At 70.7% G+C, this 15,082-nt stretch carries 10 protein-coding genes; 6 read left to right on the forward strand and 4 right to left on the reverse strand.

What is annotated here, in order from left to right; genetic code table 11:
- The first annotated feature begins 78 nt into the window (after positions 1-78).
- The 6 genes from WME98_RS41140 (at position 79) to WME98_RS41165 (ending at position 9,486) form a co-directional block, all read left to right on the forward strand.
- Entirely contained in the window at positions 79-2,433 is a 2,355-nt protein-coding gene (locus WME98_RS41140) for a pyridoxal-dependent decarboxylase (RefSeq protein WP_437947125.1), read from the forward strand.
- A gap of 400 nt (positions 2,434-2,833) precedes the next feature.
- A complete protein-coding gene (locus tag WME98_RS41145) occupies positions 2,834-3,805 on the forward strand; it encodes a macrolide 2'-phosphotransferase (protein WP_437947126.1) in 972 nt (323 codons plus the stop codon).
- Between the two features lie 152 nt (positions 3,806-3,957).
- Positions 3,958-4,275 carry a hypothetical protein gene (locus WME98_RS41150; protein WP_437947127.1) on the forward strand — a complete coding sequence of 106 codons (318 nt, stop codon included), beginning with the start codon at positions 3,958-3,960 and terminating at the stop codon, positions 4,273-4,275.
- Positions 4,272-7,307 carry an ATP-binding protein gene (locus tag WME98_RS41155; RefSeq protein WP_437947128.1) on the forward strand — a complete coding sequence of 1,012 codons (3,036 nt, stop codon included), beginning with the start codon at positions 4,272-4,274 and terminating at the stop codon, positions 7,305-7,307. The genes WME98_RS41150 and WME98_RS41155 overlap by 4 nt, the downstream gene beginning before the upstream one ends.
- A gap of 498 nt (positions 7,308-7,805) precedes the next feature.
- Positions 7,806-9,191, forward strand: coding sequence for an MFS transporter (locus WME98_RS41160; protein WP_437947129.1), 1,386 nt, complete (start codon positions 7,806-7,808; stop codon positions 9,189-9,191).
- Positions 9,192-9,360: 169 nt separating this feature from the next.
- Positions 9,361-9,486 carry a hypothetical protein gene (locus WME98_RS41165; protein ID WP_437954165.1) on the forward strand — a complete coding sequence of 42 codons (126 nt, stop codon included), beginning with the start codon at positions 9,361-9,363 and terminating at the stop codon, positions 9,484-9,486.
- Between the two features lie 62 nt (positions 9,487-9,548).
- Here the strand turns inward: WME98_RS41165 and WME98_RS41170 are convergent, their stop codons facing one another.
- The 4 genes from WME98_RS41170 to WME98_RS41185 all read right to left on the reverse strand — a co-directional run bounded on the left by WME98_RS41170 (position 9,549) and on the right by WME98_RS41185 (position 14,877).
- Positions 9,549-10,547, reverse strand: a complete 999-nt coding sequence (locus tag WME98_RS41170; RefSeq protein WP_437947130.1) for a HupE/UreJ family protein — start codon at positions 10,545-10,547, stop codon at positions 9,549-9,551.
- Positions 10,544-11,362, reverse strand: coding sequence for a peptidyl-prolyl cis-trans isomerase (locus tag WME98_RS41175; protein WP_437947131.1), 819 nt, complete (start codon positions 11,360-11,362; stop codon positions 10,544-10,546). The genes WME98_RS41170 and WME98_RS41175 overlap by 4 nt, the downstream gene beginning before the upstream one ends.
- Before the next feature lie 184 nt (positions 11,363-11,546).
- Positions 11,547-12,719, reverse strand: a complete 1,173-nt coding sequence (locus tag WME98_RS41180) for a polysaccharide deacetylase family protein (protein ID WP_437947132.1) — start codon at positions 12,717-12,719, stop codon at positions 11,547-11,549.
- A gap of 502 nt (positions 12,720-13,221) precedes the next feature.
- Positions 13,222-14,877 (reverse strand): LamG-like jellyroll fold domain-containing protein, encoded by a 1,656-nt coding sequence (locus WME98_RS41185; protein WP_437947133.1) that lies wholly within the window; start codon positions 14,875-14,877, stop codon positions 13,222-13,224.
- Between the last annotated feature and the right edge of the window lie 205 nt (positions 14,878-15,082).

The following is a 15,082-nucleotide window of genomic DNA, read 5'->3' on the forward strand; positions in this document are numbered from 1 at the left end:
TGCGAGATTCCCTCGAGAGGGCGAGCAAAGAGGAGCGAAAGCACCATGAGCGGGCGGGCGTCGAACGACAAATCCAGGATGAAACAAACCTTCCAATTCGGCGACGGGCCGTTCCTCAAAGGGGCCGGGACCAGGGCGCCGGAGGCGTGGTTTCTGGGCCCGAAGGCCGAGAACGCCGACGAGCTCGAGAGGCTCATCGTCGAGGCCATCCGGGATCACTCGTTCTGGCGACGGAACTTCCACCCTCAGGATCCCACGCACATCACCGAGCAGTCCAAGCGACACCCGGCCTACCTCCACGCGATGGACTCGCTGAAGGACAACTTCCGGTCGCTCATGTCGTTCCTCAAGAAATCGGTGCCCTTCTTCAGCGATCGGTACCAGGGGCACATGAACTGGGACACATCGATCCCCAGCGTGCTCGGCTACTTCGCCGCGATGCTCTACAACCCCAACAACGTCGCGTTCGAGGGGTCCACGGCGACCACGATCCTGGAGATGATCGTGGGCGACGATCTCTGCCGGATGCTCGGCTATCCGCTGCCGGACGAGGGCGCCGGCGAGCAGGCCGTTCGACCGTGGGGGCACATCACCTGCGGCGGCACGGTCGCGAACATCGAGGCGATCTGGTCCGCCAGGAACTTGAAGTTCTACCCGCTGTCGCTCCGGGACGCGCTGAAGTCCGAGCCGAGCCTCTCGGCGGCGCGTGAGCTCGTCGTGACCACGTGCGACGGCAGGCGCGCGCTGCTCGGCGCGCTCGACGCCTGGTCGCTCCTGAACCTCAAGGTGGACGAGATCCTCGCGCTGCCCGCGCGCCTCACGCAGGAGTACGGCATCTCCAGCGACACGATCACGGCCGCGATGGCGGGCCACTCCCTCCAGCACCTCGGCATCCAGGAGCTCTACCGGCGATGTGGGGCGGACCTGCCGTGCTCGCCCGTGTTCCTCGTCCCCGCCACGAAGCATTACTCATTCCCCAAGGCGGCGGCGGTGCTCGGCATCGGCTCGGCGAACGTGCTCGACATCCCGGTGGACTGCGATGCGCGGATGAGCCTCTCCGCGCTGGAGGCGACGCTGAAGCGCTGCCTCGACGAGCGGCGGCCGGTCTACACCGTGGTGAGCGTCGTCGGGAGCACGGAGGAGAGCGCGGTCGATCCGCTGAAGGGGATCCTCGAGCTGCGCCAGCGATTCCAGAAGGAGGGGCTCTCGTTCGCGGTCCACGCAGACGCCGCTTGGGGCGGCTATTTCGCCTCGATCCTCCGCCCCGACGAGGGGCCGCGCGCGAAGGAGGCGCCCTCGGGGCCCGCGGCCGAGATCGGGATGAGCAGGTACGTGACGGCGCAGCTCTCGGCGCTCGGCCGGGCGGATTCGATCACGGTGGACCCGCACAAGTCGGGCTATGTCCCTTACCCGGCCGGGGCGCTCTGCTACCGGAACTCGGCGATGCGCGACATGGTGACGTTCAAGGCCCCGTACATCGTCCACGGGGACGCGGAGCCGACCGTGGGCATCTACGGGCTCGAAGGGTCGAAGCCAGGCGCCGCGGTGGCGGCGGTCTACCTGAGCCACAAGGTCATCCGACCCACCCGGAGCGGGTACGGGCAGCTCCACCGGAAGGCCCTGTTCAACTGCAAGAGGTTCTACGCGCGGCTCCTCTGCCTGGCTCGCCCGGACGACCGGTTCACCCTCGTCCCGGTCCCGCGGCTCCCGGCGGAGATCGGGGGCGGCGACGCGGAGAACGAGCTGCAGTTCATCCGCGAGCGGATCGACCGGCCGAGCCTCGAGGAGCTCCTGGCCGACCCCGAGGCGATGGCGCTGCTGCCGGAGCTCGGCCCCGACCAGAACATCCTCACCTACGCCGTCAACTTCAAGCACCCCGACGGTTCGATCAACACCAGCCTCGACATGATGAACCGCTTGAACAAGGCGATCTATGATCTCCTGAGCATCGCCCCCGGGGACGACATCTATCACTACCGGATGATCGTGAGCACGACGGACTTCAGCGAGGAGCATTACGGCAAGGTCTTCATCGAGGACTACAAGCGGCGCCTCGGGGTCTCGGCGTCGCCGGGCTCGACGGTGACGGTGCTGAGATCCACGATGATGGCGCCCTGGCTCCTGGAGTCTCCCGACGGGAGCATCCTGGATGTGCTCGAGATCGAGCTCCGCGATGCGATCTACAAAGCGATGATGCGCGACTCGATGCTCCAGGTCTTCGAGGAGATCGACACGAATCGAGACGGCACCCTGGACGTCTCCGAGATCATGGCGAAGTTCCGCGAGAAGGGCTTTCAAGACGGCGATATCGACGAGTTCTTGCAGGTCTGCGACGTCGACAAGAACGGCAGCGTGTCGGTGAGCGAGTTCCTCGGGGCGTTCTCGCACTTCCTGGTGAAGGCGAAGCTCTCGGGGAGAGAGGCGAAGGTGTAGCCGGGTGAAGGGGGCTCTCGCCGCCTGGAGGGAGGCCGAGCCGGGAGCTCGCGGCGCCGCCGTGCCGCGGGGCCAGCGTCGCGCCGAGCGCCGTGAACGCTGTTGCGGTGCAGGGCGCGGCGTGAGATGCTCCGTCCGTGGCATTCATCCGGCTGCGCTGAGCTCGGCATCCTCGTCTCCCCCGTAACCCCGGCGCGGCCGGGTCGACGTGGTGAGCGCGCGGGTGCCCGTCCGTGCCCTGTCTTCCACCGCAACGCGGAAGACCGGGGCGCGGAGCCTCACGCCCGGTAGCCTGGAAGGAGCATGCCACGCACGCCTGGCCGGTCGTGAGCTCGCGCCGCGAGTCTTCCCCATCCACGCGCGCCGCCCGCAGCGGCGGCGCGCGACGAGGCTCGCGATCATGACCGAACGTTCCAACACGCCGTCCACCCCGTCCCCGTCTCCTTCCTCCTTCGCGCCCATCGACTCCGTCGGCGCGCTCCTCGATGCGGCGCGCCGCGAGGGGCTCCGGCTCGTCGCCTCGCACGAGGGCTTCGACCAGACCGGGCTCGACTTCCTCGCCGTGCACGCCCACGACGAGGAGGGCGTGCCGTGGATCGTGCGCACGCCGCGCCGGGCCGCGGTGGTCGAGGCCGCGCGCGTCGAGGCGCGCGTGCTCGCCCTCGTGCGCGGGCGCTTGCCGGTGGCTGTCCCCGACTGGCGCGTGCACACCGACCAGGTGATCGCCTACCCGAGGCTCGGCGACGTCCCCGCGATCACCATCGACCCCGAGGCGGGCGTGCGCTGGAACCGCGTCGACCCGGCGGCGCCCTCGGAGGCGTTCATCGCGTCGGTGGCCGACGCCCTGGCGGCGCTGCAGCGCGTGGACGTGGCGGCGATCGCGGCGGCGGGCGTCCCGGTGAAGTCCATCGACGAGACGCGGCAGCTCCACGCGCGGGCCATGGCCGAGACGCGCGCCGCGCTCTCGCCCCCCGACGCCCTCTGGGCGCGGTGGCAGCGCTGGCTCGCGAACGACGCGGTCTGGCCGCGCCACCTCGCCCTCGTGCACGGCGACCTCCACCCCGGGCACATGCTCCTCGACGAGGGCGGCCGGCTCACCGGGATCCTCGACTGGACCGAGGCGCACCTCGGCGATCCGTCGGTCGACTTCGCCCTCTTCGCCGGCGCCTTCAGCAAGGCCGCGTTCGACGCGTGCATCGCGCGCTTCGAGGCGGCCGGCGGCGCGACCTGGGCCGGCCTCGCGGCCCACGCCCAGGAGCGCTGGGCGGCCTGGCCCGCCATGGCGGCGAAGTGGGGGATGGACACGGGCAACGAGGGCGTGATCGCGCACGCGCGCTCGATGCTCGCCCAGATCGCGGCCGAGGGCAGGTGAGCGGTCCCGGGGGGTAGTGGTCAACTTTGCCCGGAGAGAGTCCGCATGAAGGCGGGAAGGCTTTAATATTATTAATGTTTTCTTCCCGCCTTCCCGCCTTCATGTTCAAATTTGACCACGACTCGACCCCACCCTGAGTAGCCTCTTGCCGTATGCGCGGAGGACACGACGCGGAGGCCGGCGCGGCGGATCGCGCGCTCGTGCTCGCCCTGCTGGGCGCGGTCCTCCTCGTGTCGCCGGCGCGCCTGCTCTGGGCGCGCGGCCCGCTCGCGGTGGCGGCCGTCTTCGCGGTGTGGGTCGCGCTGATCGCCCTCGCCTGGCTCGCGACGCGCGCCGACCGCGGCGACGCCGGCCGCGGCGACGGCGCCCGCGGCGACGGCGCCCGCGGCGACGCCGGCCGCGGCGACGGCGACCGCGGCGACGCCGGCCGCGGCGACGCCGGCCGCGGCGAGCGGGAGCCGCCGCCGTGATCGACGTCGGCGTCCTCCTGTCCGCCACGGTGGCGTGGCTCGCCGTGCTCGCCGCCATCGCGCTCGCCGCCCAGCGCGAGCGGATCCCCCGCGCGCTCGCGCGCCACCCGCTCGTGCTCGCCCTCTCGCTCGGCGTCTACGCCTCGTCGTGGACCTACTACGGCGGCGTCGGCTTCGCGCAGCGCCACGGGCTCGTCTTCCTCGCCGTCTACCTGGGCCCGACCCTCGCGTGCATGGCCACGCCGCTCCTCTGGTCGCGCGTGCTCCACATCACGCGCGAGCAGCGCCTCTCGTCGCTCGCCGACCTGCTCGCCTTCCGCTTCCAGAGCCCCGCCGCGGGGGCGCTCGTCGCCGCGTTCTCCCTCGTCGCGAGCCTGCCCTACGTCGCGCAGCAGTTCCGCGCGACCGAGGAGTCGGTCCGCGTGCTGTCCGGGCCGGGGCACGAGGAGGCCGTGGGCGCCGTCTTCTGCGCGCTGCTCGCCCTGTTCACGGCGTTCTTCGGCGCCCGCCCGTCCGCCGAGCGCCGCCGCGAGGACGGCCTCGCGACGGCGGTCGCGTTCGAGTCGGCGGCGAAGCTCGCCGTGCTCGCGGCCGTGGGCCTCGTCGCCGTGCTCGGCGCGTTCGGCGGGGCCTCCGGGCTCGCGGGCTGGCTCCGCGAGCACGCCGCCGAGGTCGAGGCGCTCGCCCGCCCCGTGCGCGAGGACAGCGGCTGGACGTCGATGCTCGTCATCAGCTTCGCCGCGGCCTTCCTGCTGCCGCGGCAGTGGCACATGGCCTTCGCCAGCGGCGCCGGGGACCGGGCGCTCGCCAGGGCGGCCTGGGCCTTCCCGCTGTTCCTGCTCGCCCTCAACCTGCCCGTCCTGCCCATCCTCTGGGCCGGGACCCGCCTCGCCCCGGCCGGGCCCGCCGACAGCTACGTGCTGCTCGTGCCCCAGCTGCTCGACCAGCGCTGGCTCGCGCTCGCCGCCTTCATCGGCGGCATCTCCGCGGCGAGCGCCATGGTCATGGTCACCGCCGTCGCCCTCGCGAACGACAGCGCGACCCACCTGCTCCTGCCGCTCGCCCGGAGGACGCTGCGCCGCAACGTCTACGCGCGCGTGCTGTGGATGCGCCGCGGGCTCCTCACCGCCATCCTCGTGGGCGGGTGGCTCTTCCACCGCGCGCAGGCGAACCGCGGGCTGCTCGTCGAGAGCGGCATCGTGTCGTTCGTCGCCTTCGCGCAGCTCCTGCCGGGGCTCTTCGCCGTGCTCTTCTGGGAGCGCGCCACGCGCGCGGGGTTCATCGCCGGGCTGCTCGCCGGCATCGCCTGCTGGACGGCCCTGTGCCTCGCGCCGCTCTTGCCCGGGATGCCCGGGCTCGATCCGGCGTGGCTCGGCCTCCTGCTCGAGGGCGCGGACCACGGGGGCCGCGCCGCGCGCGCGGCGCGCGCCCTGCCCATGGACACGTGGTCGCTGCCGACGTTCGTGTCGCTCGCCGTCAACGGCGGCACGCTCGCGCTCGTCTCGCTGCTACGCCCGCCGGCCAAGGCGGAGCGCGAGGCGGCGCGGCTGTGCCGGCGGCGCGAGATCGGCCCGTCGGTGGAGCGCGCGACCGTGGCCTCGAGCGTCGGGGCGCTGGAGGAGCGGCTCGCCCGGCTGCTCGGCCGCGAGGCGGCGGGCATCGAGGTCACGCGCGCCCGGATCGAGCTCGACATCCCGCGCGACGAGACGCGGCCCACCGAGCTCCACGCGCTGCAGGAGCGGCTGCACCGCAACCTGTCGCCGCTCGTCGGCCCGGTGCTCGCGAGGACGGTCGCGGAGGAGGCGGGCGCCCCCGCCGCGGCGCCGGGCGCGGGCGGCGCGCTCACCGAGGAGCTGCGGTGGCTCGAGCGGCGCCTCGCGCGCGGGGAGACGCGGCTCGTCGGCGCGGCGCGCGAGCTCGATCTGTTGCGGCGGTGGCTCCGCTCGGTGCTCGCGCAGCTGCCGCTCGGCGTCTGCGCCGTGGGCTCCGACGGCGCGGTAAGCCTCGTGAACCGGCGGCTCGAGGCGCTCGTCGGCGTCGAGGAACGCGACCTCGTCGGCGCGCCGCTCGACCGGCTGCCGGCCCCGTTCGCGGAGCTGTTCGCCCGCGCGGTCCGCGCGGCGTCCGCCGCCGAGGCCGGCGCGGGCGCCGAGGAGATCGAGGCGCACGTGGCCGGGCGCGCGCGCTCGCTGCGCGTGCACCGCGCCGCGCTCGATCCGCTCGACGCGCGCGCCGCCTCGGGCGGCGTCGTCCTCCTCGTCGAGGATCGCACCGAGCAGCGCGCGCTCGAGGCGCAGCTCGCCCACAAGGACCGGCTCGCCCAGCTCGGCCGCCTCGCCGCGGGCGTGGCCCACGAGGTCGGCAACCCGCTCACCGGCATCGCCTGCCTCGCGCAGAACCTCCGGGCCGAGGCCGACAGCGACGAGATCCGCGCGCGCGCGGGGCTCATCCTCGGCGAGGCCGCGCGCATCGAGGCCATCCTTCGGACGCTGCTCGAGCACAGCCGCACCGGCGCCGTGCCGTCGCCCGGCGAGGGCCCGCGCGCGCGGGTCGGGCGCGTGTCGCTCGCCCAGGTGGTCGCCGAGGCCGAGCGGCTGCTCCGGCTCGACCGCGCGGCGCCGCACGTCCGGGTGGAGCAGGCCTGCCCGGAGTCGCTCGTCGTCGTCGGGGATCGGCGCGAGCTCGTGCAGGTCTTCGTCAACCTGCTCGCGAACGCCCGCGACGCCTCCGGGGCCGGCGCGACCATCGCCGTCCGCGGGCGGACCGAGGCGGGCGAGATCGTTGTCGAGGTCGAGGACCACGGCTCGGGCATCCCCGAGGAGCTCCTCGCCGCCGTGTTCGAGCCGTTCGTGACGACGAAGCGCGATCCGAGCGGCACGGGGCTCGGGCTGCCGCTGTCGCGCTCGATCGTCCAGGATCACGGCGGCACGCTCACGCTGCGGAGCGCGGTGGGGCAGGGGACGACGGTCGTCGTGCGGCTCCCGCTCGCGGGCGCGCCCGGGGCGCGGCGCGGGCCCGAGGCGGCGCCGTGAGCAGGACCGCGCGGGGCGAGGGCGGAATGGCCCTCTGGAACACCGGCGGGTGTTACCGATCGTAACGGGGTCTCGCCGGACGGGCCTGAGTCGACGAGATGGCCTCTGGAACACCGGCGGGTGTTACCGATCGTAACGGGGTGTCACCGGACGGGCCTGAGTCGACGAGATGCCACCTGGAACACCGGCGGGTGTTACCGATCGTAACGGGGTGTCCCCGGACGGGCCTGAGTCGACGAGATGCCACCTGGAGCACCGGCGGGTGTTACCGATCGTAACGGGGTGTCACCGGACGGGCCTGTCTACGTGATTGGCCCGTAGCAGAACGTGTACTCTCGCGGCGCCTTGCGTGGTATTCGGATCCTGGAGATCAGCAGACGGAACACTGGGGGGTGGCGCGGGAGAGGCCCTGCGCGACACCGTGGCTCCCTCTACACGGCGCGAGCCCGGCTTCGGCCCTCTCGACAAGCGCTGGAACTCCTTCGAGGAACCGCTCCCATGGCACAGACGTCTCCCGAAATCCTCGCCGTGACCCCACCGCGCCGCGCCCGCGAGGCCGGGCGCGAGGTCGTCGACAGCGGCACGCTCTGGAAGGTCATCTTCGCGTCCGCCGGCGGCACAATGATCGAGTGGTACGACTTCTACATCTTCGGGAGTCTGGCCGCGATCATCTCCACGCATTTTTTCCCGAAGGACAACCCGACGGCGGGCTTTCTGCTGACGCTGGGCACGTTCGCCACCGGCTTCGTCGTCCGCCCGTTCGGCGCGCTCGTGTTCGGGCGCATCGGCGATATCGTCGGCCGGAAGTACGCGTTCCTCGTGACCTTGCTGCTCATGGGCGGCGCGACGTCGCTCATCGGCATCTTGCCGACGTACGAGAGCGCCGGGCTCGTCGCCCCGCTGGCGCTCGTCCTGATCCGCCTCGTGCAGGGCCTCGCGCTCGGGGGCGAGTACGGCGGCGCGGCGGTGTACGTCGCCGAGCACGCGCCGGACGAGAAGCGCGGCTTCTACACCTCGTTCATTCAGATCACGGCGACGCTCGGCCTGTTCGTCTCGCTGGCGGTGATCCTCGGGAGCCGCCTCATCGTCGGCGAGGACGCCTTCAAGGAGTGGGGCTGGCGTGTCCCGTTCCTCCTGTCGGTGCTCCTCGTCGGCGTGTCCTTCTACGTGCGCGTCCGCCTCAAGGAGTCGCCGATCTTCGCGAAGCTGAAGGCCGAGGGGAAGACGTCGGCCGCGCCCATCAAGGATAGCCTCGGCAACAAGCGCAACTGGAAGGTCATCCTGATCGCCCTGTTCGGCGCCACGGCCGGCCAGGGCGTCGTCTGGTACACGGGGCAGTTTTATGCCCTCTACTTCCTGCAGAACACGCTGAAGGTCCCGTTCATCACGTCCACGGTCGTGGTCGCCGCGGCGCTCGCCCTCGGCATGCCGTTCTTCGTGTTCTTCGGCGCGCTCTCGGACCGCATCGGCCGGAAGAAGATCATGATCGCGGGCAACCTGTGCGGCGCGATCGGGTTTTTCCCGGTGTTCTGGGCGATGAAGCAGAACGCGGACAGCCCGGTCGTGCTCACGCTGCTCGTGTTCGTGCTCGTGCTCTTCGTCACGATGGTCTACGGCCCGATCGCGGCCTACCTCGTCGAGGCCTTTCCCGCGAAGGTGCGTTACACGTCGCTCTCGATCCCGTACCACGTCGGCAACGGCGTGTTCGGCGGGCTGCTCCCGCTCATCGCCTCTTCGGTGACGGTCGCGACCGGCAACATCTACGCGGGCCTCCTCTACCCGATCGCGGTGGCGCTCATCACCGTGGTGGTCGGCGGGATTTTCCTGAAGGAGCGCAGCGACGTGCGCCTCTGGGACGAGCTCGAGCGCCCGCGCGAGTCCTGACGTCCGCCGATCTCGTCGAGGTCGTCTCCGATCTCGCGAGAGAATTTGAACCACAGAGGGCACAGAGGAGAGAAAAATCTCTGTCCTCTGTGCCCTCTGTGCCCTCTGTTGTTCAATCCTCTCTCCTCACGCATCATTTGTGATCCGATGTCAGGGTGAGAGAGCGGCCGTGCTCGATGTCTACCATGAGAAGGTGGTGCTGGGCCGCGACTGGCAGCCGCTGCAGCCGACCCGGGTCGAGCGCAGCGGGCGCGTGATCACGGTGCATTTCCACGTGCCGGTGTCGGCTCGATGACCGGGACCGCGCAGCCGAACTACGCGGTGGCGTTCGAGATGCCCGTCCCCTGAGGCAATCCGCTAAACGCTTGCGCCGGTCAGGGTCGCAACGATGCGCTCGATCGACCAGTAGCCAGCCATTCCGCCCATCGCATACACCAGGCCGCGCCGCACCGTCGCCGGTTGCACGGGGACCCGCGCGGCCAGGAGGCTCAGCGCGAGCACCAGCGCGATCACGCCGAGCTGACCGATCTCCACGCCCACGTTAAAGAACAGGAGCGCGGTCGGAACATGCTTTTCCGGCAGCCCGATGTCGAGCAGCGACGACGCGAACCCGAGCCCGTGCAGCAGCCCGAAGGCGAATGTGACGGCCCACGGGGCCTGGTGGGCGAGCGAGTCGGCCGGCCGCAGGCACTCGCCGCAGACCAGGACGATCGAGAGCGCGATGGTCGCTTCGACCGGCGGCGACGGCAACGTCAGCCAGCCGAACACGGCGCAGGCCAGCGTCAGGCTGTGCGCGACCGTGAACGCCGTGACGGCGCCGATCAGCTTCCGACCGCCGCGCACGAGGAGCGTGAGCGCAATGACGAAGAGGAGGTGATCGAACCCGGTCAGGATGTGCTCGACGCCGAGCCACGTATAATCGACCACGATCGGCTTCAGCGCGAGGAGCCCGGCGGAAGCGGGGATACCGTAAACCACGAAAGTCGGATCGCTGCCGGTGAGCACCCGGAGGAGCCGGCTTCCGCTCCGCCACTCGATCGCCACCATCACGTTGGTCTCGCTCCCCTCGAGCCAGGGGAGCTCGACGGTGCCGACCAGGCCAGCGGGACCGCAGTCGAGAAATTCCCCGTCGAGCTTGCAGGGCGGTGGGAACACGGCGGGCGCCGCGAGCTCGGACTTGAGCGTGGACGAGCTCGCCTCCCAGCGGACGAGAAACCGCCCCTCGCGCCCTTCCACTTCCGTCAGCGAGAGCGACGCCGAGTTGAGCTCGTGGCCTTTTGCGGGGGCAGGCGCCAGAAATACGACCAGGAGGAGCGGCAGGGACCACGCCAGCCGGAGCAGCCACAGGCGATTCAAGGCTCCTCCTCGAACCTGTACCGCGCGACGACGCTCTCGACGAAGTCGTCGGCGGCTTGCCTCTTCCTCGCGGCGGTCCAGTCGACGACGAGGGTCGGACGTATCGACTCGCGGCTGGGCAGCCCTCCTTCGATCCGGTTGACCCGCGCGAGCAGCAGGCTGTCCTCGGTCTCCAGGGGCTGCCACGTCGCGAGCGGCAGGTTGCAAATGCTCTCGGAGACCGCAGGTCCGAACTTGGCTGCGAGCTTGTCGCGGGTGAAGTTGCCGCCCGCGATCGGACGACCGAGCGCGCTTGGGTCCGCACCGTCGGCCAGCGCACGTCGATACGTCGACCGCTGCGCCTCTGCCGCTGGATCGCTCTTGGGAAAAGCGACGACCTCGAAGCTGTACCGCAGCGGCGCTTCGTAGTGGCTCCGGTGAGCGGCCAACCACGCGTCCAGCTCTGCATCCGTCGGCTCCCGCGGCGGCGTCTGCTGCGCCGCCCGTGCCCGCAGCTTGTCCGCCAGCACGGTCCGCACCGTCGCGTCCTGCCGATCGAGCCCCTCCCGCAGCGCCTCACGATAGAGCACCTCGTCCCGCTTCCACCGGTCGAGCGCCGCCTTCAGCTCCTCCTCGGTCGGCGCCCGCCCCGTCTCATCGCGGAACCGCCGCTCCACGTCCGCCCTCAGCCCCGGGCTGACGACGACCACCCTCGGATCGCCGACGATGAGCCGGTGGGCGAGAAATAGCAGCGCGCCGATGAAGAGAAAATGAACGATCGGCTCGCGGAGCAACCGAGCGAAGCTCCCCATGGGTCTCCCGGTGGTGTCAGACATGGTATTTAGAGGTCGAAGATGCCGCCTTCATGCCGGGGCGTCCGAGGGTCGCGCTCTGCGCCACCGGCGCGGTCGCCGCTCGCCGGCCACGGCTGCGCGTGGCCGCCATCCTGGCATGAACGGGTGGGGGTCGGCTACGCCCGAAGCCGCGCCGGTGACGGCGCGGACCTTCGGGCGGCTCGCTTCACGGCGACAGCGTGAGGGACTTCGCGTCGAGCGCCACCTCATAGAAGCCGTGCGGATTCCAGGGAAGCGCAGCGCCGTTCTGCTTGGGCGTGCCGCCGGTGACCGTCACGCGCACGTACTTGCCCGGCGGGAAGTTCGCGGGGAGCTGCCACGTGTACGTCGTCTCACCGCCGGTCTGATTGCTGTCGGCGTCGCTGACCGCCTTCTGGCCGAGCCAGTAGGCGCCGACGGTCTCCATGGTGCCGATCCACACGTCGCCGAAATCCTTGACGTGCTTGACGTGCTCGAGGAAGGCGTTGAGCGGGATGGGCATATAGGCGCCGTCGCTGCCGCCGGTGAAGCCGTGGATGCAGAAGGTGCGCCACTTCTTGCCCACCCGCGCGCTCGTGACCTCCGCGTCCATCTGCGCCGTGCTGGCGTTCTGCGGGGGAATGTAGGTGGGCAGCTTGAACGGGTTGCTCGAGTCGTTCGGGCTGATCAGGGCGTTGGACACGCCGCGGTTGATGAGGAAGCGCGACTGGGCGATGCTCACATACGCATCCGAGCCGTTCGGAGCCGCCATCGTATACGGCGTGATGCTCCACTTGTCCTTGATGAACTGCGTCGCGGCGTCCGTATCAGAGCCGTTGTCCATGCTGCTGTGGCTCTTCGTGTGGTTGCCGAGCTCATGGCCGTCCATGAGCGCCTTCGTCCACACCGGGTTGTTCGCTTCGTTCTTGCCGGTCCAGACGTAGAAGGTGAACGGCACGCCGAGCGCGTTCAGCGCATCGTAGTTCTGGATCTGGGTCTGGTTCACGTCGTCGAAGGAGTACGTCACGGCGCCCGCGAAGCCGGCCCAATCGATGACCTTGAGCCCGCCGGCAGCGCCGGACGGCTTCGCCACGTTGTCGGCGCCGGGGGGCGTCGGAAGACCGGAATCGACCGGCGGCGTCGGCTCGCCGCCCGCGCCTCCGTCACCCGAGCCGCCCTCGCCGCCGGTGCCGGCGCCGCCGCTGCCGGCGCTGGTGCTGGTGCTCGCGTCGCCGCCGGTGCCTCCGGTCGACGCCGAGGTCGTGCCGCCCGGATCGCCGGAGGTGACGCTTCCCGTCGTGCCGCTGCTGGTGGTCCCAGGCTGGCCACCGGCGCCGCCGGAGCCACCATCGCCGTCATCGCCGCATCCGCCGATGTGCAACGCTCCTAACAGGAGCAACGCGCCGAGCACGGGTGACGATGAAAAATTCCCGAAGTGGCGCAATCGAGATTGTCTCAACATAGGTTAACCACAAAGATTCCCGCAAGGCGCTCGGATGATCACGACGCACGCGGATCGACGCTGCGCATGAACCGCTTGCAGTTGACAGGTAGGAACGGGGCCGCGTCGACGGAGCGCGCCATCGACCTTCCTCCTCGCGGCACGGCGATGGCCCGAGCATCCCGAGCTTCGCCTCGACCTCGCGTGCAGCGCCGTGCTCGATCTCGCGATCTAGCGACCTCGTTCGTCGTACTGCTCTTGTCGCATCGTCGTCGCGCGAGGTCAAGAGGCGGGCGGCGCATGCGATGTCGGGGCGCGGGCAGGAGCGGCCGCGCCGGGCCGGAGAGCGAGCCTCCTCAGCCGCCGGACTCGGCGCGGCGCGAGGACAGCGCAGCTCGCGGCGGCGCGAGCGCTGCGGCGCCGCCGCGAGGGCCTCCGCCCATCAGGGATAGAAGTTGACGGCGACCTTGTTGCTCGCCCCGCTGCCGTTGCGCACGCGGATGTACCCGGGGCCGAGGCCGCTCGGGACCTGCACGGTGAGGCTCGTCCCGGTGATGGTGGTCGGGCTTACGACGGCGGTGTGCGTGGCGTCCACGAACTCGACCTGTACGCCGGGCCCGAAGCCAGAGCCGGTGAGGGTCACCGTCGTGTTCGAGTACATGGTATCGGCGTTCCCGAAGTCGAGCCAGAGCCCGCCGCGCACGAGCACGCCGGACGAGAGCATCGGGCTCTCCTGGAGGATCATCTGCTCGTGATCGAAGAAGATGGTCGTCGGATAGCCGCCGTGCCATCCCATGATCGACTCGCCGGGATAGCTGTCCGGGTGGTGCAGGCCGAGCGAGTGCCCGAGCTCGTGCGCGACGGTCCCCTTCGGCGTGCCGTCGAGGCATTGCCACGTGGCGTACCCGCAGTGGATGGCCAGCGGCTCGCGCACGCCGGAGATGGGCTCCAGCACCCAGTCGCCGACGACGGCGAAGCCGGTGTAGTCGCCATAGAGGTTGGCGCCGGCATAGCCGCCGCCGCCCTGGGAGAAGACCAGCGTGGACTGCCGCGCCGGGAAGCCGCCGACGGCCTGAGACACCGCGTTCAGCCAGTTCGGGATCTCGATCGGGTTGTTCTGGCAGGCGCTCGACGGGGACGAGCCGCAGCGCATGTTCACGTAGTTCTGGGACGAGCGCACCGCCTGGACCGAGCCCACGAGGTGGAACGAGACGTTCGACTGCTGGCGATACCAGCCTTGCAGCTCGGCGAGGGTCGTGTTGATGGCGTCGACGTACTCCTGGTGATACGGCTGGTCGTTCGGATAGACGTAATACGCCCTCACCGGGTAGACCTCGCCGGCCGCGAGCTGCGCCACCTGCGTGGAGCTCAGGGCCTGCTGGTAGAGGCGGACCTCGTCGATCAGGCCGTCGTAGGCGTTCCAGGCGGGGTGTCCGCCGATGACGATGGGCCGCGTCGATTGCTGCAGCGCGCCGGACGCGGGCGTCGATGCGCGGAGCTCGCCGTTCACGTAGAGCTTGAGCGCCGCGCCGTCGTACACGCCGGCGACGTGGGCCCAGGCGTTCGCGACGGCCGGGGTCTCGACGAGGACGTGCTGGCCCGCGCCTGCGCCGGGGAAGGCCACGGAGAAGAAGTACTTGCCGTGATCGATGCCGAGCAGGAACGAGTCCGCGGCGTACCACTGGTTCACGATGGTGCGGTATCCCGTCACGCTCCGCGGGTTGACCCAGGCGGCCGCCGTGATCTGGTCCTGGAAGTGGAGGTAGCTCCGCCCGGCGCTGCTGATCTCCACCTGATCGCCGGCGCCGTTGAAGTCGCCGGCGGACAGGAACTTCCCCGGACTGCAGAGGCCGCGGCCGGACATCACCCCGAACGCCCCCCGGCCCGAGTCCTCCCGGACCCGCGCGTTCGTCCCGTCCGTGCAGGTGTCGAAGCTCCAGTAAGCCGCCGGCGTCGGCAGGCTGGCCCGGTCCGCCACGAGCGCGCCGGACGCGGTGTCCACCGCCTCGCCTTCCGCCCCGTCCGCAGGGTCGGGCGCGACGCAGCCCGCGAGGCTCGAAAGCAGGGCGAGGGCGACCGATAGAGATACCGTGTGCATGGGAGTTCGCATGGAAATGAGTGCCTTTCTTGCCTGGCGCGCGCCCACGCGAGCGTGCTCCGCCGGTGGGCCAGCGGCGCGCCCAGCGCCGTGGAATGAGGCAGGGCCCCGGGGAGGTTCGCCCCGAGCGATCCGCCTGCCCATTCCTTCGCCGCGCCCTCGGGGCGTCTGACATGACGGCAAGAAAACGACGCGCCGGCTGGCT

It is taken from the genome of Sorangium sp. So ce296 (assembly GCF_051529605.1).
GTDB lineage: Bacteria > Myxococcota_A > Polyangia > Polyangiales > Polyangiaceae > Sorangium > Sorangium cellulosum_D.